The organism is Acinetobacter sp. MD2 (assembly GCF_035615575.1).
Taxonomy (GTDB): domain Bacteria; phylum Pseudomonadota; class Gammaproteobacteria; order Pseudomonadales; family Moraxellaceae; genus Acinetobacter.
In genome coordinates this window covers 26,828-49,223 of sequence record NZ_VTDK01000004.1, presented here as the reverse complement: position 1 = coordinate 49,223, position 22,396 = coordinate 26,828, and the positions used below count along the sequence as shown (strand labels likewise).

The 22,396-nt window shown below is 41.2% G+C and carries 22 protein-coding genes and 1 pseudogene; 4 read left to right on the top strand and 19 right to left on the bottom strand.

Annotated elements, in window-relative coordinates; all coding sequences use genetic code 11:
- The first annotated feature begins 3 nt into the window (after positions 1-3).
- Positions 4-993 (top strand): hypothetical protein, encoded by a 990-nt coding sequence (locus FXN70_RS06840; RefSeq protein WP_324646725.1) that lies wholly within the window; start codon positions 4-6, stop codon positions 991-993.
- A 187-nt stretch (positions 994-1,180) separates the two neighbouring features.
- Here FXN70_RS06840 and rplT read toward each other — a convergent pair whose 3' ends face one another.
- Both rplT and rpmI read right to left on the bottom strand, forming a co-directional pair.
- Positions 1,181-1,540, bottom strand: a complete 360-nt coding sequence (gene rplT / locus FXN70_RS06835) for a 50S ribosomal protein L20 (protein WP_000124858.1) — start codon at positions 1,538-1,540, stop codon at positions 1,181-1,183.
- An 11-nt stretch (positions 1,541-1,551) separates the two neighbouring features.
- A complete protein-coding gene (gene rpmI / locus FXN70_RS06830) occupies positions 1,552-1,746 on the bottom strand; it encodes a 50S ribosomal protein L35 (RefSeq protein ID WP_111859422.1) in 195 nt (64 codons plus the stop codon).
- A 289-nt stretch (positions 1,747-2,035) separates the two neighbouring features.
- Here rpmI and FXN70_RS06825 point away from each other — a divergent pair.
- Positions 2,036-2,227 (top strand): annotated as a pseudogene (locus tag FXN70_RS06825) (MFS transporter); the annotation flags it as partial.
- A gap of 60 nt (positions 2,228-2,287) precedes the next feature.
- Here FXN70_RS06825 and FXN70_RS06820 read toward each other — a convergent pair.
- The 17 genes from FXN70_RS06820 to cysM form a co-directional block, all read right to left on the bottom strand.
- Entirely contained in the window at positions 2,288-2,713 is a 426-nt protein-coding gene (locus FXN70_RS06820) for a YqaA family protein (RefSeq protein WP_324646724.1), read from the bottom strand.
- A 60-nt stretch (positions 2,714-2,773) separates the two neighbouring features.
- Positions 2,774-3,385, bottom strand: a complete 612-nt coding sequence (locus tag FXN70_RS06815; RefSeq protein WP_324646723.1) for a glutathione S-transferase family protein — start codon at positions 3,383-3,385, stop codon at positions 2,774-2,776.
- Between the two features lie 264 nt (positions 3,386-3,649).
- The gene (infC, locus tag FXN70_RS06810; RefSeq protein WP_324627167.1) at positions 3,650-4,201 is read right to left on the bottom strand and encodes a translation initiation factor IF-3; all 552 of its coding nucleotides are present in this window, start codon (positions 4,199-4,201) and stop codon (positions 3,650-3,652) included.
- A gap of 5 nt (positions 4,202-4,206) precedes the next feature.
- Positions 4,207-6,129, bottom strand: a complete 1,923-nt coding sequence (gene thrS / locus FXN70_RS06805; RefSeq protein WP_324646722.1) for a threonine--tRNA ligase — start codon at positions 6,127-6,129, stop codon at positions 4,207-4,209.
- 245 nt (positions 6,130-6,374) lie between these two features.
- Entirely contained in the window at positions 6,375-6,923 is a 549-nt protein-coding gene (gene yjgA / locus FXN70_RS06800) for a ribosome biogenesis factor YjgA (RefSeq protein WP_324646721.1), read from the bottom strand.
- 2 nt (positions 6,924-6,925) lie between these two features.
- On the bottom strand, positions 6,926-7,195 hold the full coding sequence (locus FXN70_RS06795) for an HPr family phosphocarrier protein (protein ID WP_324646720.1): 270 nt from the start codon (positions 7,193-7,195) through the stop codon (positions 6,926-6,928).
- Positions 7,192-8,043 carry an RNase adapter RapZ gene (rapZ, locus tag FXN70_RS06790; RefSeq protein ID WP_324646719.1) on the bottom strand — a complete coding sequence of 284 codons (852 nt, stop codon included), beginning with the start codon at positions 8,041-8,043 and terminating at the stop codon, positions 7,192-7,194. The genes FXN70_RS06795 and rapZ overlap by 4 nt, the downstream gene beginning before the upstream one ends.
- A 35-nt stretch (positions 8,044-8,078) precedes the next feature.
- On the bottom strand, positions 8,079-8,924 hold the full coding sequence (gene panC, locus FXN70_RS06785) for a pantoate--beta-alanine ligase (RefSeq protein WP_324646718.1): 846 nt from the start codon (positions 8,922-8,924) through the stop codon (positions 8,079-8,081).
- A gap of 2 nt (positions 8,925-8,926) precedes the next feature.
- Positions 8,927-9,736 (bottom strand): 3-methyl-2-oxobutanoate hydroxymethyltransferase, encoded by an 810-nt coding sequence (panB, locus tag FXN70_RS06780; RefSeq protein WP_324646717.1) that lies wholly within the window; start codon positions 9,734-9,736, stop codon positions 8,927-8,929.
- On the bottom strand, positions 9,733-10,260 hold the full coding sequence (gene folK, locus FXN70_RS06775; protein WP_324646716.1) for a 2-amino-4-hydroxy-6-hydroxymethyldihydropteridine diphosphokinase: 528 nt from the start codon (positions 10,258-10,260) through the stop codon (positions 9,733-9,735). The genes panB and folK overlap by 4 nt, the downstream gene beginning before the upstream one ends.
- Positions 10,257-11,711, bottom strand: a complete 1,455-nt coding sequence (gene pcnB, locus FXN70_RS06770; RefSeq protein WP_324646715.1) for a polynucleotide adenylyltransferase PcnB — start codon at positions 11,709-11,711, stop codon at positions 10,257-10,259. Before pcnB ends, folK begins: the two co-directional genes overlap by 4 nt.
- Positions 11,712-11,842: 131 nt before the next feature.
- The gene (locus FXN70_RS06765; protein WP_324646714.1) at positions 11,843-12,190 is read right to left on the bottom strand and encodes a ComEA family DNA-binding protein; all 348 of its coding nucleotides are present in this window, start codon (positions 12,188-12,190) and stop codon (positions 11,843-11,845) included.
- A gap of 21 nt (positions 12,191-12,211) precedes the next feature.
- Positions 12,212-12,973 carry a nucleoside triphosphate pyrophosphohydrolase gene (gene mazG / locus FXN70_RS06760; protein WP_324646967.1) on the bottom strand — a complete coding sequence of 254 codons (762 nt, stop codon included), beginning with the start codon at positions 12,971-12,973 and terminating at the stop codon, positions 12,212-12,214.
- A 73-nt stretch (positions 12,974-13,046) separates the two neighbouring features.
- Complete coding sequence (locus FXN70_RS06755; protein ID WP_324646713.1) at positions 13,047-15,347, bottom strand: bifunctional (p)ppGpp synthetase/guanosine-3',5'-bis(diphosphate) 3'-pyrophosphohydrolase; 2,301 nt, start codon at positions 15,345-15,347, stop codon at positions 13,047-13,049.
- 20 nt (positions 15,348-15,367) lie between these two features.
- Positions 15,368-16,771 carry a 23S rRNA (uracil(1939)-C(5))-methyltransferase RlmD gene (rlmD, locus tag FXN70_RS06750; protein WP_324646712.1) on the bottom strand — a complete coding sequence of 468 codons (1,404 nt, stop codon included), beginning with the start codon at positions 16,769-16,771 and terminating at the stop codon, positions 15,368-15,370.
- Positions 16,768-17,604 (bottom strand): 3'-5' exonuclease, encoded by an 837-nt coding sequence (locus tag FXN70_RS06745; protein ID WP_324646711.1) that lies wholly within the window; start codon positions 17,602-17,604, stop codon positions 16,768-16,770. The genes rlmD and FXN70_RS06745 overlap by 4 nt, the downstream gene beginning before the upstream one ends.
- A gap of 8 nt (positions 17,605-17,612) precedes the next feature.
- On the bottom strand, positions 17,613-18,548 hold the full coding sequence (gene cysM, locus FXN70_RS06740) for a cysteine synthase CysM (protein WP_324646710.1): 936 nt from the start codon (positions 18,546-18,548) through the stop codon (positions 17,613-17,615).
- A gap of 150 nt (positions 18,549-18,698) precedes the next feature.
- On the opposite strand from cysM, the gene FXN70_RS06735 reads away from it, so the two are divergent.
- Positions 18,699-21,503 (top strand): ATP-binding protein, encoded by a 2,805-nt coding sequence (locus FXN70_RS06735; RefSeq protein ID WP_324646709.1) that lies wholly within the window; start codon positions 18,699-18,701, stop codon positions 21,501-21,503.
- A 104-nt stretch (positions 21,504-21,607) separates the two neighbouring features.
- Positions 21,608-22,396: a crotonase/enoyl-CoA hydratase family protein gene (locus tag FXN70_RS06730; RefSeq protein ID WP_324646707.1), complete on the top strand. Its 789-nt coding sequence runs from the start codon at positions 21,608-21,610 to the stop codon at positions 22,394-22,396.

Genomic DNA, 22,396 nt, shown 5'->3' with positions numbered 1-22,396 from the left:
ACCATGGCGCTTGATTCAATTTGGCAACAACAACTCACATTGGTTTGCTATGGAAATGAGTTTTTAGCAGATAAACTGCCAATAGAACAATTTAAGCAGCACCCTATTTTTAATCAGCACTTGTTGCAGTTTCGTGACCTCATGTCACAACATCTATTGGCACAACATTTTCAAGTTTGGTTAGAACAACTTAAACAACAAGGGGTGACAAGACTTAGCTTACATCACACCCAACTGTTAAATAACGAGAAAAATCCGAACCCAAATGTTGAATTATTGCGTTATCCACACTTTATTATCAGCCATGCACCTAAACAAAATATTGCTTGGATGTGTGGCAATGAACGTGCTGAATGGTACAACGCCGATGACGATTATGAATTTCCAAACAAGCAAAAAATTGATTTACGTCTAGAAACCCTGTGGCACTTTGAGTTAAATGCTGTACTGATGAAAAAAATCCAAGTCGATTTAAATGCACCGGACTGGGAAGAAATTGATGATTATTTAACGGCTCAGATTTTCTCATCCCCTTATGCTGCTTCATTAGCCCCGATTCAAAATGTGGAATTTATAGGCGATCAAACTGATACGAATACAGCCGCAGCCTTACTGCCAATGCAATATCATGCACAGCTCGCCAACGATCTACTTTATCAACTCGATGAATTACAAAAACAATTAAGCCAACAACACCATCTAAATAAGGACAGCGAAGCAGCCCACTCAACCAAACAAGAGCAAGATTTTTCCGAAAAAGTAGATAATTTGTTCAGTAAATTAATTGTCAAAGTCGCAAATCATTATCAATCTGCGCAGCGTAAAGTCGTATTGTCCCCTTTAGCAGCTGAAGAAATTACAACAGATAACGTATTACCATTTAAATCTAAGCCGAAAGCAGCAGAACAGCAGCATGTTTCAAGTAAACACGTGGTTGGATTGATTTTTATGATCTTTATCATTTGTATTGCTGCCTATTATTTTGGATTTTAATGGAGACTCACATATAGCCGATTCCAATAATGTTTGCCATAGTATAAAAATCGACCATTATTTTTGACGTTCTTATTTTAAGAATAGACTAATAAAAGAAATAACTTTGACGAAAATGACCACCCCACTTCAAATAAAATCCATAAAAAAAGACCGCTAAAAAGCGGCCTTCTTTGAATCTCTAAGCTTATGCAGCTAAAGCACCTTTAGCTTTTTCAGCTAAAGCAGCGAAAGCAACTGCATCATGCATAGCGATGTCAGCAAGTACGCGACGGTCGATGATCACTTGAGCTTTTTTCAAGCCATCGATCATACGGCTGTACGATAAACCGTTTTGACGAGCACCAGCATTGATACGCGCAATCCATAAAGCACGGAATTGACGTTTCTTTTGACGGCGGTCACGGTAAGCGTATTGACCAGCTTTGATTACCGCTTGGAACGCTACGCGGTAAACGCGTGAACGAGCACCATAGTAACCTTTAGCGCGAGCAAGAATTTTTTTGTGACGGCGATGAGCCACTACACCACGTTTTACACGAGCCATTTATAATCTCCTTAGATGTATGGGCACATACGACGAACTGAATTCATGTCAGAAACATGAACCATTACACAGCCGCGTAATTGACGAATACGTTTAGCAGATTTTTTGGTCAAGATGTGACGTTTGAACGCTTGCTTACGCTTGAAACCGTTTGCAGTCGCTTTAAAGCGTTTAGCTGCACCACGGCGAGTTTTCATCTTAGGCATAATAACCTCTTTTGAACACCTGTTCGGCTCGTTTGCACCATTGCAAATCGACCTGCAGGTAAGGAATGCCGCATTTTATAATAAATACGCATGAAAAAAAAGCATTTTCAACGCTTAATTTAAATATACATATTCCTGTTCTTTTGGTTTCCTTTCAAAAAATAAGACATGATTTCATCTTACAACCAATATTTTTAAAAACACTTAAATTCTCACCATATGAATATTTACTCAAAAATTAACATTATAATCAAACTCTTTGATCACTAATTCTAAAGCCACGTCTTCAATTCCAAGCCCACTTGCGACATTAGGTTATCGAAATTTTTCGATTATCACCCTAAATCAATTGTACTTAACTTTAGTAATTTTAATTCAAAAAGTCATTATCGATTATAGCGTATATCAAATTACCAAAGATCCACTCACCGTAGGTATGATTGGTTTAGCTGAAGCGCTTCCCGTGATTGGCTTATCGCTATCAAGCCAAATAAAGCGAATGAGATGATGCAAGATGTTTACTAAGCACAAGATATTTATCTTAATGATAAAACCGATACACCGCATAAATGACTAAATAGCGCCCGAATTTAGCCCAAAACACCAACAACAAAAAGCGTGGAAACTTCTCTTTTAAAACTCCCGCCACCAATGTGATCGGATCACCAATAATAGGTAGCCAGCTGAGTAACAATACATAAAATCCATAACGCTGATAAAACTGTTGCGCTTTTACAAGTCGTTTTGGCGAGAAAGGAAACCATTTTTTATCTTTAAAAGACTCTATTTTTAGGCCTAACCACCAATTTACACAAGAACCAAGTACATTCCCCACGGTCGCAATAGCAAGTAAGCGCCATGCCTGCTCTGGCTGTAATAACAGTAATGAAAACAAAACCGCTTCGGATTGAAGCGGTAATAATGTCGCTGCACCAAAGGCACAGATAAATAAAGTGAGATAACTCATTATCACATCAATTTTATTGCACTCATGGCAAAACTTATCTACCTACAAATATGCAATACATTAAATGGACAAGGCCTTTTGTACGGCTGGTCGCTGTTTTATGCGTGCAATATAGGCTTTTATATTCGGGAAATCATCTAAATTAATGCTTTGCCACTCATGGCGCAAAAGCCACGGGAAAATTGCCATGTCCGCAATTGAATATTCGCCAGCAACGTAATCTTGCCCAACCAATTGCTGCTCTAAAACCGTATATAAACGCTTCGTCTCGCCAATATAACGCTCAATTGCATAAGGAATTTTCTCCTTTGCGAACTGACTAAAATGATGATTTTGCCCCAACATCGGTCCAAAACCACCCATTTGCCACATTAGCCATTGCTCGACTTCAACGCGTTTTTGTTCGTTTGTAGGATAAAATAAGCCTGTTTTACGCCCTAAGTACTGTAAAATTGCACCCGACTCAAAAATCGAAATTGGTTCGTGATTCGGTCCATCTTGATCAACAATGGCAGGGATTTTATTGTTCGGTGATATCTTTAAAAAATCAGGTTGAAACTGATCATTTTCTAAGATATTGATCGGAAAAACTTGATATTCAAGACCCATTTCTTCAAGTGCAATCGCAATTTTTTGCCCATTGGGTGTACCCCAATAATAAAGATCAATCATCTTAATATCCTTTATTGTGCTTTTAAGTTTTAAAGTAGAGAAAACCTGCTTGTTATAACATGCTTCGACTCAAGCATAAATGAATGCTGCAAATTGCTACAATCAAAAAAAGTAAACGATGGCTAACCCTATTTTTTTTGCATTATGTCACGCTATATCTAGCAATAGATTCATAATATACCGCGTCTGGTCTCAAGTATTTATCTAAATTTCATCCATAAAAAAACGCAGCTTAACCGCTGCGTTTTTTAGATGAATGGGAAATTACTTTTTCTTTTTCGGTCCAAGTAACATACCCATTTGGCGACCTTCCATTTTTGGTGCTTGTTCCACAACACCATAATCAACCACGTCAGCTTCAACTTTTTGCAGTTGAGCCAAGCCAAGCTGTTGATGGGCCATTTCACGACCACGGAAACGCAAAGTGATTTTAACTTTGTTACCTTCTTCAAGGAACTTTAAAATCGCACGCAATTTCACTTGGTAATCGCCCACATCCGTTGCCGGACGTAGTTTAATTTCTTTCACTTGCACTTGATGTTGCTTTTTCTTGGCTTCTTTTTGCTTTTGCTTTAAGTCAAACAAGTGCTTGTTGAAATCCATGATTTTACAAACAGGTGGCTCTGCATTTGCAACAATCTCAACGAGGTCAAGATCAGATTCTTCAGCAGCACGCAATGCTTCTGCAAGTGAAACAATGCCTCTTTGCTCGCCATCTGCAGCAACAAGACGAACTTCTTTCGCCTTGATTTCGTCATTTAATGCAGGACGGTTGCTTTTACCACCTTGTTGTTGGTTACGTTCAGGCTGTTTAATCTTTCTTACTCCACAATGTACCGGCCACGTTCGGCTACGGCAGATTTCACCAAGTCAATGAATGCATCAATTGACATAGTACCTAAATTTGTTCCTGAGCGAGTACGAACATTAACAGTACCTTCCTCAACCTCACGGTCACCTAATACTAAAAGGTACGGAATACGCTCAAGTGTACGCTCACGAATCTTAAAGCCGATTTTCTCATTTCTCAAGTCTGAAATTGCACGAAGGCCATTTTCTTTGAGTTTTGCCACCACTTGTTCACACGCTTCGGCTTGCGAGTCAGTAATATTCATGACGCAAGCTTGAATTGGTGTTAACCAAGGTGGCATAAAACCAGCATAATGTTCAATAAGTATACCAATAAAACGCTCAAAACTGCCAAGAATTGCACGGTGCAACATCACTGGTTGGTCACGTTCGTTATCTTCGGTTACAAAAGATGCGTCTAAACGCTCTGGCAAGTTAAAGTCACATTGAATTGTACCGCACTGCCAAATACGACCTAAGCAGTCTTTGAGTGAGAATTCAATTTTTGGACCATAGAATGCGCCTTCACCCGGCTGTTCTTGCCATTCTAAGCCTGCTTCATCTAAAGCATCTGCCAAAGATTTCTCTGCAACATCCCAAAGTGCATCATCACCCACACGTTTTTCTGGACGTGTTGAAAGTTTCATTTGTACTTCTTCAAAGCCAAAGTCTTTATACACATCTAAAGTAAGTTTGATAAAGTCTGCGACTTCTTTGCCAATTTGTTCTTTGGTACAGAAAATATGCGCGTCATCTTGAGTAAAGCCACGGACACGCATAATGCCGTGTAAAGAACCCGATGGTTCATTACGATGACACGAACCAAATTCGGCCAAACGAATCGGTAAATCACGGTAAGATTTTAAACCTTGATTAAACACCTGTACGTGACATGGGCAGTTCATTGGTTTTACTGCATAATTACGGCTTTCAGAATGGGTTGTGAACATGCCATCTGCATAGTTCGCAGCATGACCTGATTTTTCCCAAAGCGTAAAGTCGACAATTTGCGGGGTACGAATTTCGAGGTAGCCGTTATCTTGCTGTACTTTACGCATATATTGCTCAAGTACTTGGTAAATGGTCCACCCATTTGGATGCCAGAACACCATGCCCGGTGCTTCTTCTTGCATATGGAACAAGTCTAAAGCTTTACCAATTTTACGGTGATCGCGCTTTTCAGCTTCTTCGATACGTTTTACATAAGCTGCAAGCTGTTTTTTGTCTGCCCAAGCTGTACCGTAAATACGTTGTAATTGTTCGTTTTTCGCATCTCCGCGCCAATAAGCACCTGAGATTTTAGTCAATTTAAAATGTTTTAAAAATTTAGTATTTGGCACGTGCGGGCCACGGCACATATCCAAATAGTCTTGATGATAATATAAGCCCATTTGCGTTTCTTCAGGCATATCATCAATTAAACGTAATTTATAACCTTCACCACGCGCTGTAAATTCTTTAATTACATCTTCACGTGGGGTCATTTTTTTAATGACATCATAATCTTGGTTAATGAGCTGCAACATACGCGCTTCAATCGCAGCCATATCATCTAAAGTAAATGGCTTTGGACTGAAAATATCGTAATAGAAGCCTTCTTCAATGACAGGCCCAATCACCATTTGCACGTCAGGGAACAACTGCTTTACCGCATGTCCAACCAAGTGTGCGCAAGAGTGGCGAATGATTTCAACGCCTTCGTCATCTTTTGGGGTAATAATTTGAACTGTTGCATCTTCTGTGATGAGGTCACAAGCATCCACCAAACGACCATTGACACGACCTGCAACCGTATTTTTTGCAAGACCCGGCCCAATACTTAGTGCAAGATCCATAACGGAAACAGCTTGGTCAAACTGTTTTTGATCGCCATTTGGCAATGTGATAATTGGCATAAAAAATCCTTAAGGAGTGATGCCCCATACATCGGAGCATATCACCGCGAGATTCAGATCGAGGAAAACCTCAAAATAAAAACGGTGGGGTAAAAATGTTCTACAATTTTACACGGCTTCGACAATTTAAGGAACCTTTGTCGTCATATAAGCCCAATATGATCAGCAATTGAGTTGAATTTACAGCTTAAAATCAGTTCGTAATATGAAAATTAAAAAATAGCGACCTTATAGGTCGCTCATTTTTATTTCGCTTTGCCTTGATCGGACAATAACGCCACTTGTTGCACATAGTTTAAAATACGTTGACGTGCTTCTAGCAATTCTTCAGGGGTTGCCTGCAAGCCTTTATCACGATGATAACGTAAAATATGCTGACGCAAAGTGTGACGATCAGTTGCATTATGACTTTTAATAAAGTCTTTGAGTGCTGTATCGCCTTGTTCAATTAAACGATCAACCCAACGCTCAAGCTGCGCTTGTTTTTTTAAGCCCTGCTGCGGCGTTAAATAAGATAAAATTATCGTTTCATCTTCATTACGTAGTAATTTTCCAACCCGCAAAAATTGGCGGCGTTTGGCTTCAAACGATGTAATGCTTTGCGCATCTAACAATGCTTCAATCAAGCGCTCATCGACAGGAAGCTGCTGAATTTTCTTACTTGGAAGGTTTGCCAGTTGTTCACCTAAAGCAGCCATACGTTGCACTGCTTTTTTTTGTTCGGTTTTACTTGCACGACCTTCTAAAGCTTCAAAGTCATCGTTGGTATAGCGTTGTTGCGGACGTCGTGCCACGTTTAATCTGCCTCATAAAATTTTGCGACAAAAAGCGCCTGAACTTCCTCTAGCGCTTTTTCTTCATCTGAACCATCAATCACTAGACGCAAAGTCGTTCCTTTGCCTGCACCTAGCATCAGCAAGGCCATGATATTTTTAGCATCAATTAACTTTTCGCCCTTGCCAATGTGAATGGATGAGCGAAATTTTGTGGTTACTTCAATCAACTTGCCAGAGGCACGTGCATGTAAACCAAGCTTGTTAATTACATCTACTGTTGTGTCAATCATGACCAATGCTTCATTTCTCTGTGTAAAACTTGAATCGACCAATTCGCCTCAAGCGCTTGTTTGAGTCGATTCACCATATAAACCGAGCGGTGTTGTCCACCGGTACAACCAATCGACACGGTAATGTAATGTCGGTGGCCTTCTGCAAATGCAGGCAGCCATTTTGCCAAAAATTGATGGATATCTTCAAACATTTGACCTGTTTGTTCAAATTCGCTTAAGAATTTTTGTACAGGCGCATCTAAACCCGAAAGTTTACGTAACTGCAAGTCCCAATGGGGGTTGGGTAAATGTCGAACATCAAACACATAATCGGCATCAAGTGGAATGCCGTGTTTATACCCAAAAGATTGTAAAATCACAATCAAATTGTCACTTTGTCCAAGCTTAGATAATAAAGTGTGTTTTAAGTCATGTACACTTTTATCTGTCGTATCAATATTAACCGTCGCTCGCATTTGGATCGGCAACAATAAACCCTTTTCTTCTTGAATGCACTCATGCAAGCTTGGCCAGCGCCCTGCTAATGGATGTGGACGACGTGATGCACTAAAACGCGTGATTAATTCTTGATCTTGAGTGGTCAGATAAATAATATCGACCGAACCATATTTTTGTAACTGTTCAAAAACTTGATCAAACTCTTGTAAGTCAGCACGAGTACTGCGTACATCTACGCCAAGTGCCAATTGTTCAAGGTTATTTTCTTGATCGAGCTTACCGACAATTTCAGGCAGTAATGCCAACGGTAAATTATCAATACAATAGTAGCCTAAATCTTCAAGCACTTGTAATGCCGATGATTTTCCAGAGCCAGATTGACCTGTGACAATTAGAATCCGTTTCATAACGAGACTGCCCTCATGCAAAGTTTAAAGCAAATTTAGCCCGTATATTTGACAAACACATTATCAATTAAGCGTGTCGTTCCTAATTTAGCCGCCACAAAAAGTTGAGTATCTTGATTAAAGCTCTCGACAGGGACTAATTTTAGGCTACGTGCTGCAACATAGTCCACATCAAACCCGACTTGGGTTAAATTTAGCTTAATTTGCTGCAATACCTCTGCCAAAGCTTGCCCTTGCTGCAAGGCTTGCTCAGCTTGTTTTAAACTGCTGTAAATATTCGGTGCAAGCGCGCGCTGCTGTTCGGTTAAATACCCATTGCGTGAGCTTAATGCTAATCCATCTTCCGCACGTGCAATTGGCACACCAATGACTTCTAGCGGAATATTCAAATCTTGTACCAACTGACGAATCACCGCCAACTGTTGATAATCTTTTTCACCAAAAAAAGCATAATTTGGCTGCACCATATTGAATAATTTAGTGACGACTACGGCAACACCATCAAAATGACCTTCACGAGATGCGCCACACAAATCATTGGTAATTCCTGACACGCTAATATTAGTTAAACGTGGCTGAGTGCCATACATTTGTTCAACCGTTGGTGCAAATAAAATATCACAGCCAACTTCGGCTAACATTTGGCTATCTTGCACCAATGTTCTTGGATAGTTTTCAAAATCTTCATTCGGCCCAAATTGGATGGGGTTCACAAAAATACTCACCACCACCACATCACACAATTTACGTGCTTCACGTACTAAATTAAGATGCCCTTGGTGTAAATTCCCCATTGTTGGTACAAAACCAATCATTTTACGCGCACCGCGAGCAGGACTTAAAGATGCGGTTAAACCCTGAATTGTGGTTTCTGTTTTCATGCTTAAAGCTCAACCTGAAAGGTATATTCTGCTGATGGAAAACTTTGATCTTGTACTGCGGCGTGATAAGCACGGATTGCGTTTAGCGCTGCTTCAGCACCTGCCTGCTCTGCCATAAAATTACGGACAAACTTGGGTAGTTTACCCATCGTTAAACCAAGCATATCTTGTACCACCAAGACTTGACCATCGGTTTCATTGCCTGCACCAATCCCAATAACAGGAATATGCGGGAATGTTTCTGCCACCTCTTTACCCAGTTGTGCAGGTACACATTCCAATACAAACATTGCAGCGCCAGCATCTGCCAGTGCCTGACAATCTTCCAATAATTGATCAGCTGCTTCACGCGTTTTTGCTTGCAATTTATAGCCACCAAAAACATGCACCGACTGTGGGGTTAATCCCAAATGCATGCACACAGGTACACCATTACGGGTTAAGTTTGCCACAGTTTCAGCCAACCATGCACCACCTTCAATTTTAACCATTTGCGCGCCAGCTTGCATCACTTCACGCGCATTCGCAATTGCATCGGGTAATGTGGCATAGCTCATAAACGGCAAATCCGTCATAATAAATGCATGCTGATTGGCACGGCGCACAGCACGTGTATGATACGCCATATCTGCAACTGTAACAGGCAGCGTTGAGTCATTCCCTTGAATGGTCATACCCAATGAATCGCCAATTAAAATACTATCAATTTCTGCAACTTGCATTACTTTTGCCATACTCGCATCGTAACAAGTCAAACAAGAAAATTTGCGACCTTGCATTTTAAATTGTCTTAAATCATTTAGGCTAATCATTTCACTTCCTCTACATCTATCTGAACCTGCGCAAGCGGTGCATTTGCCCAATCATTCGATTGAATCGCACAAAGCGTGGAACCGTGTACCACAGGCAAGTGTTTTAATGCCTGCATGGCAACGGTAAGTTCAGGATCTAAATCTAATAAGGGTACAAGCACAAAATCACGCTCAAATAAACCGATATGCGGCACAGTTAGGCGTGGGTGCTGAATTTGCTGTTGTCCGTAAAGGAGCAAATCTAGGTCTAAAGTTCGCTCCCCCCAACGGCGCAGGCGCACACGTCCTGCATCTTGTTCAAATTGTTGTAAACAATCGAGTAATGCCAACGGCTCAAGCGTTGTTTCAAGCTCAAGCGCGGCATTTAAATAATCAGGTTGGTCTTGTGGCCCCATGGGTGGTGTTGAATACAATTTCGATACCCGCACTGCTCCAAGGGTTTGTAACTGCACCACCGCTTGCTGCAAAATTTGCAACGAGTCGCCTAAATTACTGCCCAATCCAATATAGGTTTTTACACTCATTGGGTTGGCCCAAAAACCACTTGAGTTAAATCGCGTTGCACACGTTTACGCTTTAAAATAGGATGACTTGCATCCAAATTTGAGGTTGTAGATACCACTGCATCAACACGGGTTGTCTGCTTTTCATTACGCTGACGCGATGGACTCCGTGAACGACGACCTTCTCTTTCAACAACCAAAGGTGTCATTTCAGTCGGGGTTTCAGTTTCCTCAACCAAAGTCGCTGCCGAACGGCGTTTTTTGGCACGACTACGATTATATTGTGCAATTGCCTTTTCTTTTTCATCATTACTTAGGTTTTGGTAAACATCCCACCAAGTTCCCATGCCTTCAGTGGTTTTATCACCAGACTTTTCACGTAATAATAAAAAGTCAAAACCTGCACGGAAACGTGCATGTCCTGCCAATGCTTGAATTTGCTGTGGTTTTGGATTAAGCAAACGGGTTTGCATCTCCCATACTTCACGAATAAATGTTTCGGCAAAACGTGGAATTACAGTTCGTGTTGATTGACGCTTTAACACATCTAAAGAGGCTTGCGCACGTGCTTCAGCAGGGACTAAACCTTTGCTTAAATAGTCATTACAACGCTCTAAGAACTTTTCCCACAATAACACTGCATAGAAAAATGCAGGATTAATGGTTTTACCAACTTGAATACGTTGGTCGGTATTTTTTGCCGCAAGCTCAATAAACGCATTTACCTGTGGACGAGCTTCGGCAAACAATTGTTTCCAAATTCCAAAGTCAATCAATAAAGGTAAGACACGTTGCAAATGCCCCATGGTAAACAGTTTTTGCGACTCATCATATAAACGATGTGGCGATACATCACGCAACAACTGGGTCATTTCAGGGGTGAAGATTTTTAAAATTTCAGGCGCAATCGAGAAATTAAGCTTCGCTGCAAAACGTAACGTCCGCAGCATACGTACGGGGTCTTCTTCAAAGCGTAAGGCAGGGTCACCCAACAAACGTAAAGTTTTTTTCTTAATGTCCTGAATCGCATTACAGAAATCTAAGATTTGATCTTTGCGTGGTTGATAATACATAGCATTAATTGAGAAATCACGACGGGCAAAATCTTGCTCAATCGTACCCCAATTGTTGTCACGCAAAATCATGCCTTGTGCGCTTGTAACTGCCTTTTTCGGTGGTGCACGGAACGTTGCAACTTCAATTAAATCTCGGCCCACATAAACATGTGCCAACTCAAAGCGCCGCCCAATAATTCGACAACGGCGACCAAATACTTCTTTTACTTGAGCAGGTGTAGCATTGGTGACTGCATCAAAATCTTTTGGATGCAATCCAAGCATTAAGTCACGAACCCCTCCACCAACAATGTAGGCGTCATAACCTGCTTTGGTTAAAGCATCAATCACTTCAACAATAGAAGGGGGTAATTGTTTAATGGATAAACCATATTTTGACGCGCGTAAGGTATGCAAAAGACGCGTTCTCCTACGTCTGGAGTGAATAGTATAAATTGTTGCTCATCATAGTGTATCGCTTTCAAAAGGGCAATTTGAATCTTAACCCCATCTTAACGTACATGCTTAATCAAGTAAGACCAAGATCATTATAAACGCAATTTATCGCGATTTTTTTCAAAAAGTTTATCACCAATCCCTTTTATGTTTTTTAGCTCATCAATCTGTCTAAATTTACCATGCTGCTGTCGATACTCAATAATCGCCTGGGCTTTTTTCTCGCCAATTCCTGTGAGCTGTTGCTGTAGTTCAATAGCACTGGCTTGATTCAGCGATACCCCTTTCGCCTGCTGTGGTGATGCAGATGAGGACTGTGTTTGTACCGACTGCTGTTTGCTGCGCCAAGTTTGATATTGTTGATCAAAATTTTGATTGTGCGCAGCCATAGCTGTGCTAAAAATACCACTACATAAAATTGCCCATATTATCTTTCTCATTCACACCTCTTATTCTTCAGGTCATTGTTCTAATTTTTTGGCTGCATTCCAAAGTAAATCCATTTCTTCTAAGCTTAACTGTTCAAGATGTTTCGCTTGTTGCTGTGCCGTGGTTTCAATATAAGCAAAACGCCGTCTAAATTTCCGATTGGTTTGTAAAAGTGCCATTTCACCTGACAATCCTAATTTACGTCCAACATTGATTAAAGAAAAGAGACAATCGCCAAATTCGGCTTCAATATGTGCTGTATTTTGGCTGGCCATCGCCTGCTGTAATTCGTCCCATTCTTCATCAAACTTTGCCATTGCATCTTGGGTCGTTGCAAAATCAAAGCCAATTTTTGCTGCCACCTTTTGAATTTGCTCGGCTTGCACAATGGCAGGCCCATGCTTAACCTCATCTAATAGCGACTGTGCTTTGCCTTGTTTTTCCTGTTGTTTAATGTTTTTCCACAATGCTGCAACATCATCACCACTTAACTTTTCAAATTGTTCAGCTTGAAATACATGTGGATGACGGCGGTTCAACTTTTCAATTAAAGTTTCGACCACATCATTAAAATTAAAAGCACCTTGTTCTTGGTACATTTGTGACTGGAATACGATCTGTAACAATAAATCGCCCAGTTCATTGCGAATCTCATCTACATTGCCCTGCGTAACCGCATCTTCAACTTCATAAGCTTCCTCTATGGCATAACGGGTTAAACTTTGTGGCGTTTGCTTTTGATCCCACGGGCATTTTTCACGTAAGGTTTGCATCAGCACCAATAACTTCTCAATCGCCATTTCATTTATTCCAGTTTTCTATACCAAAAAAATCACCCGATTCGCTTGCACCAATCGGGTGTTAATCCTAATTACCTTGCACCAAGCGCCTTGCACTAATAATGCCTGGTTGCTGCTCTAGCCGTGCCAACAATCGTGATAGTTGTGCCAAGCCTTTGACTTCAATGAGCAATTTCATATTGGCAATACCATCTGCTTCTGAAATGGTATTCACCTGACGGATATTAATTTGGTCAGCAAAAATCACTTGGGTGAGATCACGCAGTAAACCACGGCGATCATACGCCTCCACAACAATTTGTACACGTTGACCACTGGTTGGCTGCAACTCCCAATCGGCATCAACCGCACGTTCAGGTTCATTGCTAATCATACGTACATAGTCAGAACAAGCCACTTTGTGAATACTCACCCCCCGATTCAGGGTAATGTAACCACCAATAGGTTCACCATGCACAGGCTGACAGCACTGTGCTACGTGCAATTCAACATTGTCCAAACCATCAATCAAAATACCATGTGCCGATAATGTATGGCTCGCCCGTGGATTCAATGCAGGTTTGAGCACCAATTCTGGCTCATCCTGATCGATATTCATGTGACGATTCACTTGATTCATCAAAGCATGCAGACTGATATCACCACTAACCAAGCCAATTAAAATATCATCGCCCGACTTCACATTAAAGTGGCTGCAATATTCAATTAAATCAATACTTTTAGGGTGAATAGCCAACCGTTGTAATTCTTTGGTGAGTAACTCGCGCCCCACTTCTAAATTCTTACTACGATCTTGCTGTCTAAACCAATGGCGCAATTTATCTCGCGCACGTGAAGTCTTAATATATCCTAAAGAATTAATCAGCCAATCGCGGTTTGGTTCGCGGTCTTTCTTGGTTAAAATTTCAACTTGCTCACCGGTTTTCAATGCATAGGTCAATGGTACATAGCGTTGATTGACGCGCGCTGCGTAACACTTATTTCCCACCTGAGTATGCACATGATAAGCAAAATCTAAAACGGTCGAACCATGTGGCAACTCTTTAATATCACCATCTCGACTAAAGACATAGATTTTTTCAAAACCTTCAAAATCCTGAAGTTTTTCAAAATCATCTTCATCTTTTGGATGCGCACTGCTTTCATTGCGTTCTTGATAATGTTCAAGTACGGCACGTAATGAATGCAAACGATGATTAAAGGAAAAATCAGTCGATTTTGCACCTTCTTTATAATTAAAGTGTGAACACACCCCAAGTTCAGCTTCTTCATGCATATCATGGGTACGAATTTGCACTTCTAGCGAGCGATTTTCCGCAATCACCGCAGTATGCAAAGAACGATAACCATTGGCTTTGGGGTTGGTAATATAGTCATCAAACTGATGTGGAATATGCCGCCAAATTTGATGAACAATGCCTAAAACGTGATAACACTCAGGCACATCTTTAACCAACACACGTAATGCACGAATGTCATACAACTGATCAAAACTCAGGCTCTTACTTTTCATCTTACGATAAATAGAGTAAATATGCTTTACACGACCTGTAATGTCAGCATCAATCTGAATATCGGCTAATTCAGATTTCAAACGGTTTATCACCGATTGAATATATTGCTCTCGCTCTAAACGTTTTTCATTGAGTAATGTCGCAATCTCTTTATAACGTTCAGGTGCTAAATAACGAAATGCTAAATCTTCGAGTTCCCACTTTAATTGCGCAATACCTAAACGGTGTGCCAATGGTGAGTAAATGGTCAGAATTTCTCGTGCTACACGCTCTTGACGTTCGCGAGACGATTTTGCCAAATCACGCAGTTCATACGTTCGCTCGGCAAGTTTGATCAGCACCACACGAACATCTTCGGTGACCGAAATGAGCATTTTGTAAATGCCGGTTAAATGTTCTTGTTGGTTGTTATTAAAATGATCTTCTAGACGTTTATTTTTCTCGATCAGCTCAGATAGCTTACCCATTGCCAAAGTGCCTTGCACAAGACCAAGTACACTTTCACCATACAGCGCTTTAATTTCATCGAAAGAAGTTAAACCTTCACGTACACTTCGATACAGCAATGCTGCAATCAACGTATCTTCATCGACATGCAAATGTGCCAAAATATTGGCCAAACCAATACCTGTAACAAAGGTATTAATGCGATGGTCATGGGCAGTTTTTAATTCTTTTTCAAGTGTCAGCCATGCCACTTGCTCAAGCTTCACCAGCTTCGCACCATCGAGCTGCTGCCGAACACGATCTAGCCATTCCTCTAAATCTTGCTGTGCATGTAAGACATGTTCGACAGTCGTTTCTTCTGACAACTGAGTTAGTCGTTCAGGTAACTGTTCACGGACTGTGACCATACCTATCTCCTATTATCGTGTCATTCATTATCGTATTGGATTTGCTCAATTTTTTCAAACAAGGCAATGGATTCCACATGCCCCGTATGGGTAAACATGTCCATTACGCCTGCTTTTTTCAATACATAGCCTTGCTGAAGTAGTATACCTGTATCTCGTGCAAGCGTTGCAGGATTACATGAAACGTATACGATTCGTTTTGCTGCAAAATTGGCAATGTAATGCATAACCGCTTCAGCGCCTGAACGTGGTGGATCAATTAATAATGCATCAAAACCTTGTTTTGCCCAAGACTCATTTGAAAAATCTTGGGTTAAATCTTGTGCAAAAAATTGTAACTGCTGCAAACCATTATGTACTGCATTTTCAGTTCCACGCGCCACCATCTCGTGACTACCTTCAACTGCGGCAACATAACCTGTTGTACCCACCAAACGAGCAAGCGGTAAAGAGAAATTACCCAAACCACAAAATAAGTCGAGTACGCGTTCACCAGCCTGTAAATCTAGCAATTGGCATGCCAAAGCCACCATTTGTGCATTTACCCCGGCATTGACTTGAGTAAAATCAAGCGGTGAAAAAGCAAAATTAAGCTGAAACTCAGGCAAACTATAATGCAACTGTGCAGGTTCATTTACCTGATCAACCCGTTTTAAACTCAATGCTGTACCCGACTGCAAATACAATTGCCATTGCTGTGCTTGAACAAAGTCAAGTAATTGAGCGCGATCTGCTCGACTCAACTCGGCCGTATGCCGCACCACCAAGGCAATCTCGGTATCACCCATGGCTAATTCTATATGACCAATGTCAGCTTTGCCTGTTAGACTTTCGAGTAATTGTCGTAATGCAGGCAATTGCTGATCTAACTTGTGATCCAAAATTGGACAATGCTGAATATTAATTAAATGATTACTATTGCGTGCGCGAAAGCCCATGACCAATTGTTTTGATTTTGGCAAATAACGTACCCCTATGCGGGCACGGCGACGATAATCAGGGCGTAAAGAGCGAATTGGCTCAAGCCACGTTTCAGGCTTTACACCAGCAAAATGCGCTAAATGCGACACCAATACTTGCTGTTTAAAAGCAATTTGGGCATCAGGTTGCATATGTTGTACATTACACCCCCCACATTGCTTAAAATGCTGACACATCGGTTCAATCCGATCAGGTGATACATCGGCTAACACTTCTACCGCGTCGGCTTCGTCTAAGCGTTTCGACTGATGCGTAATTTGCGCACGCACCCGCTCACCCGGCAATGCAAACTGAATAAACACCTTTTTACCCAGTAAGTTTTCAGCATGCTCAAGTTCTGATTGATACAGCGCAATTCCTCGCCCTTCATGTGAAAGTGCATTCACTTGAAAAATATGTTGTTCTAGCGGTTTGGCTGAACGGGACTTGATTTGCGCTTTCAATGTTGTATCCAAGATGAGTGTTGTATAGGAAATGCGGCTGCGCTAAATGGCGTGGCTTGTGCATTTTTTTCCCAATTAGTTAAAAATTGTTGGTGTTGTGGCTGACCACGTAAAAAGGCAATCGTGTTGGCGGTTAACTGCTGATGATCTTCAAGCAACAATTGTCCTTTAAGTAACATCCAACGCAAATAAATCAGCCATGTATTTAACACATCGCCTTCACAATAGGCGGTTAAATCGGCCCATTTTTGCTGTGCAACTTGTTCAGGTATCAAATAACCCGCCCCTTCACGCTTACCAGGAAACCCGAGCAATTGAGCAATATCATCCAATTTTTGGAAATTACGCCCATTAAACATTGCCATCGCGTCCATTAAATCAACATGTTGTTGATGATAACGATTTTGATAGTTGCTAAAACGCTTTTGGCGGTCAATCTCGCCTTGGTCAAATAAATTGGGGGCAGACAAACCATGCAACATACTGCGAAATAAAATCACAGGTAAATCAAATTGCAATCCATTCCAACTGACCAAAATAGGCGTACGTTTATTAAAAATCGATAAAAATTTTTGTAGCAGCTCTGCCTCAGTATTATCCGACTGGCTAAATGAAAACAGTTTAAAACCTTTTTCATCGACCCATAAACCTGAAATACAGACAATTTCATGTAAAGGTAAACGTTGAAAATCGGTATCGGCTTCTTGACGGCGCAATTTAGTTAAAGCAGATGCAACGTCCGCATCGGCCAAATCTTGTAACTGATATAAATGCGCGCCCGCATGAAGGTCAGTGATGGTTTCGATATCAAAAACTAAAATTGGTAAGCGCACAACGGTTCTCAATTGGGTGATGGGTCATCTTGTACTGAAAATAGACCAGTCGATAAATAACGGTCGCCACGGTCGCAAATGATACACACAATCACCGCGTCAGGTTGTTCTGCTGCAATTTGAAGTGCGGCCCATACTGCACCACCCGAAGATGTTCCTGCGCTAATGCCTTCGGTTTTGGCCAATTTACGCATCATTTTTTCTGCCTCAATTTGAGGAATGTCAATAATACGATCAACTCGGGTTGGATCAAAAATGGTTGGCAAGTATTCTTTAGGCCAACGGCGAATGCCCGCAATACTTGAGCCTTCACAAGGTTGCAATCCGACAATTTTAACGTCAGGATTTTGTTGTTTTAAATATTTAGACACCCCCATAATGGTGCCAGTTGTACCCATTGAACTGACAAAATGGGTAATTTTTCCACCTGTTTGTGCCCAAATTTCAGGGCCAGTCGTTAAATAGTGTGCTTCTGAATTGTCTGGGTTACCAAACTGATTTAACACCACACCCTCGCCACGTGCTTGCATGGCAATAGCTAAATCACGTGCGCCTTCCATACCTTGCGCTTGCGTCACTTCGATGAGTTCAGCGCCATAAGCGAGCATGGCATCTTTACGCTCCTGACTCATATTGTCAGGCATAATCAGCTTCATTTTATAGCCACGCATGGCAGCAACCATAGCTAGTGCAATGCCTGTATTACCACTGGTCGCTTCAATTAAAGTGTCACCAGGTTTAATCTCACCGCGTTTTTCCGCTTGTAAAATCATGTTATACGCAGGACGGTCTTTCACCGAGCCAGCAGGATTATTACCTTCAAGTTTCGCAAGTACCGTAGCGCCACTACAGTCTAAGCGCTGTAAACGGACTAAAGGGGTTTTCCCCACATAATGGTCTAACAAAAATGTATCTGCGAAAAAATTTGGATTCTGCGTGCTCATGGCCTATACCTGTGTTTAGGTGTGCCTATTGTAGGGAAAAATCACATAAACTGCATCCCTTTCCTGATTTTTCTGCGCTCAAGCAAGGCACATTTTCGTTCTAAAAACATGTTACTATGCGGCTAGATTCGGAAATGATTTGCAGTACTCATGGCAAAAATTAAAAAATCCATCTTGCAGCGTTTACAACTCAACCATGCGTACGGGCAACTCGTTGCACTTATTTTTATTCCGATTGCTATTATTGCTGCGGTGGGAAGTACGCTTGTTATCCAAGAAACCTCATCTTCTGCACGCAGCCAACAACGCAACACTGCAACTGCTATTTTATATCGCTACCAAAGAACTGCTGAGCTATTGGCATATACCTTAGAAAAAGATCCAACATCTGTCGCAAAAGTTCAGCATATTTTAACGCGCATGCAAAGTGAGACCGACTTACAACGTGCCAGTATTGCGAGCAATATTGGGAAAACAATTGTCAGTATTGGATATCAAGCACAACGTGAATGGCCACAAATTCAGAGTCATAGTCGCTTTGTTGGCCCAATTCACATTCATCACAATACCGTTTATGCAATTAAACTCAAACCCGAAACTACGACGCCTGCATGGTTGGTCATTGAACTCGACAATAAACCTGTAGAACTTGCACATTACCGCGTATTGATGGTGTTGATGGCAACCGTCTTTATCACTTTATTGTTACTGATGATGTGCTTAAATTTTTATACACGGCGTTGGATTGCCCCGTTATACGAAATTCGCATGCAGCTACAACGCTTAAATGCAGATAACTTAGACCAACCTGTCGAAATTAACAGTAGTGGTGAATTGCGCTTACTACAAAAAGATATTGCCAATGTACTTAAGCGTTTACATCATAGTTTTTTAGAATTAAGAGACCACACTGAACAAACCGAAGATGATTTACGCCGCACGCTTGACACCTTAGAAGTACAAAATATTACCTATCGGCAGGCACGTGACCAAGCCATTTCTGCCAATCAATCCAAATCGGTTTTTTTGGCTAATATTAGTCACGAATTACGCACGCCGCTAAATAGCATTGACGGCTTCATCCACTTAATGCTGCGTCAAAACAATTTAAATACCGAACAAAATTTATATATCCAAACCATCCGAAAGTCATCTGCACATTTATTGGCACTGATTAACGATGTACTGGATTTTTCTAAAATTGATGCAGGAAAACTAGAACTCGAAACCGCACCCTTTGAACTCGAAGGTGCAATGTTTGACGCAATGGATATGCTGTCACCTTTGGCTGCACAGAAAAATATCAATATCGCCTTTTATTTTGCCTATGACCTGCCACAGCAAGTGATTGGCGATGTGCTGCGCTTTAAACAAATTTTAACTAACCTCATTTCCAATGCGATTAAATTCACTCCCGAAGGTGAAATTATTGTGCGCGCACGGATGGAACATGACGACATTGGCGCATGTAGCATTCATTTTAGCGTGCAAGATAGCGGCATAGGCGTACATGGCAATGACCGTAAAAAACTATTTGAGTCATTCTCGCAAGGTGATGCTTCGGTCACGCGGCAATTCGGTGGCACAGGGCTTGGGCTTGCGATTTCTAAACAATTGGTTCAACTCATGCATGGGCAAATTGGCTTTGAAGACAACCAAGAACGCGCCCCAACTGAAAAAGGCTCAACCTTTTGGTTTAGTGCCAAGTTTTTGGTTGATGAAACACAAGAGCCATTACAGTTTAATTACTCACACGTCCATGCCGTATCATTCTTATCACATCCAGCGTCCGCCAATGTCCTGCGTCATTATTTAGAAAATTATCAAGTACAACATACCGAAGCTGTTTCTTTACTTGATTTATTCAGTCGCTTAAACAACTTAGAAAGCAGCGAACATACATGGGTCATTGTCGACCATGGCAGTGACACACGTGCACTATTAAAAGAAATTCGCAGTCGCTATCAAGGTAACCTTGCCGTTTATGGTTACCAAATGTCGGTTGACCCGAACATGCTCAGTGAATTCCGCGCGAAATCGCTATACCAACCGCTAAGCCGCAACGCATTATTGCAACTGTTAAGTAATCAAATTGACTTTGAAAATGAGCAACTCCAATCGTTTGATGGTCAAGGACTACATGTTTTAGCTGTCGATGACCATTTACCCAACTTAATTGTACTTGAAGCACTATTGGGTGAATTAAACGTTAAAATGACCAAAGCACTCAGTGGTCAAGATGCAATTACCCTTGTTCAGCAACAACTCGAGCAAAAACAAAAACCATTTGACCTAATTTTCATGGACATTCAAATGCCAGTCATGTCTGGAATTGATACCACGCGCGCCATTCGTTCATTAGAGTCAACCTTTGACAATATCCGCTTCCCAATTATTGCCCTCACTGCACATGCTCTGGCCGATGAAAAGCAAAAACTCCTTGCGGTAGGTATGGATGACTATGTCTCTAAACCAATTCAGATTGAACAACTCATCCAAATTTTAACCCAATGGAGCAAACAGCAATTTGAAAATCAGAAAAATCTACCTCTTAACACCAACAAAACACCCACAGCAGAAATAGACCCTGAAATTTTAGATTGGCAGCTCAGCCTAAAATTGGCAGCCAACAAAGAAGATTTAGCACTCGATTTACTTAAAATGCTAGTCGAAAGCTTTAAAACCGAATTGCATGAAATGCAACAACTGATTGAACTTGAAGACTTCCCACAACTTGAACACGTATTACATCGGCTTTATGGTGCAACTCGTTATGTCGGCACACCAAAACTACAACAAGTTACGGGTGAATTTGAACAGTTTGTATCACTATTACGCAAAGAACAACGCCGTGCAGACGATGCTTTTATCAAAAATGTGTTAAACCGTTTTGATGATCTGACCCTTGTAATTAGCCGCACCAAAGAAGCAGCGCAATCACGTTTAATACCATAATTTCAAAACAGTGCAGTGACGTAAATTGACTGTGCTGTCCATTTTTGTATCCATAAAACCTGTTAAGCTTTCTATCGTTACCGTTTAAAGTTTAAGGATAAGAAATGAGTTTATTGCGGGTGGAAAACAACAATCATATCGTGACTATTTACTTAAACCGTGCAGAAAAACGCAATGCAATGAATTTTGCTTTACTGCAAGAACTCTACGACACCGCACAGCAACTCAAAAAAGATCGTCAATTACGTGCCGTCATCTTAACGGGCGATGCAGGGATATTTAGTGCGGGCATTGATCTTAGCGACTTAAACTCACCACAAAAACGTAAATTTGCACTATGGGAACTGATTAAACCCAGCCAAAGTTTGTTTCAAAAAGCCTGTTTGGTTTGGCAAAGCTTGCCTGTACCCGTTATCTGTGCCATCGAAGGTTATTGCTTTGGTGCAGGCATGCAATTGGCAATGGCAGCAGATTTTCGAATTTGCCATCCTACCACCCAACTTTCTATTATGGAAAGCCGTTGGGGCTTAGTGCCCGATATGGGGCTTAGCCAAAGCTTACGTGGACTCGTTAGCATCGACCTGCTTAAAGAACTCACCTATACCGCCCGAGTATTCGATGGCAACTATGCCAAATCGATTGGACTGGTCAGCCATTTATCAGAAGAACCATTAAAACACGCCCAAGCCCTTGCAGAAGAAATTGCCGAGCGTTCACCCGATGCAGTATCCGCAGCAAAACACCTCTTACATGCCATGCTGTATCAATCTCCTCGTAAAACACTTTACTTAGAAAAATGCTGGCAACTGAAACTAATTCTTGGTAAAAATAGTCGTATCGCAAGAATAAAAGATAAGAATCCAACTCAACTTTTTCAACCGCGTCAGTTTTAA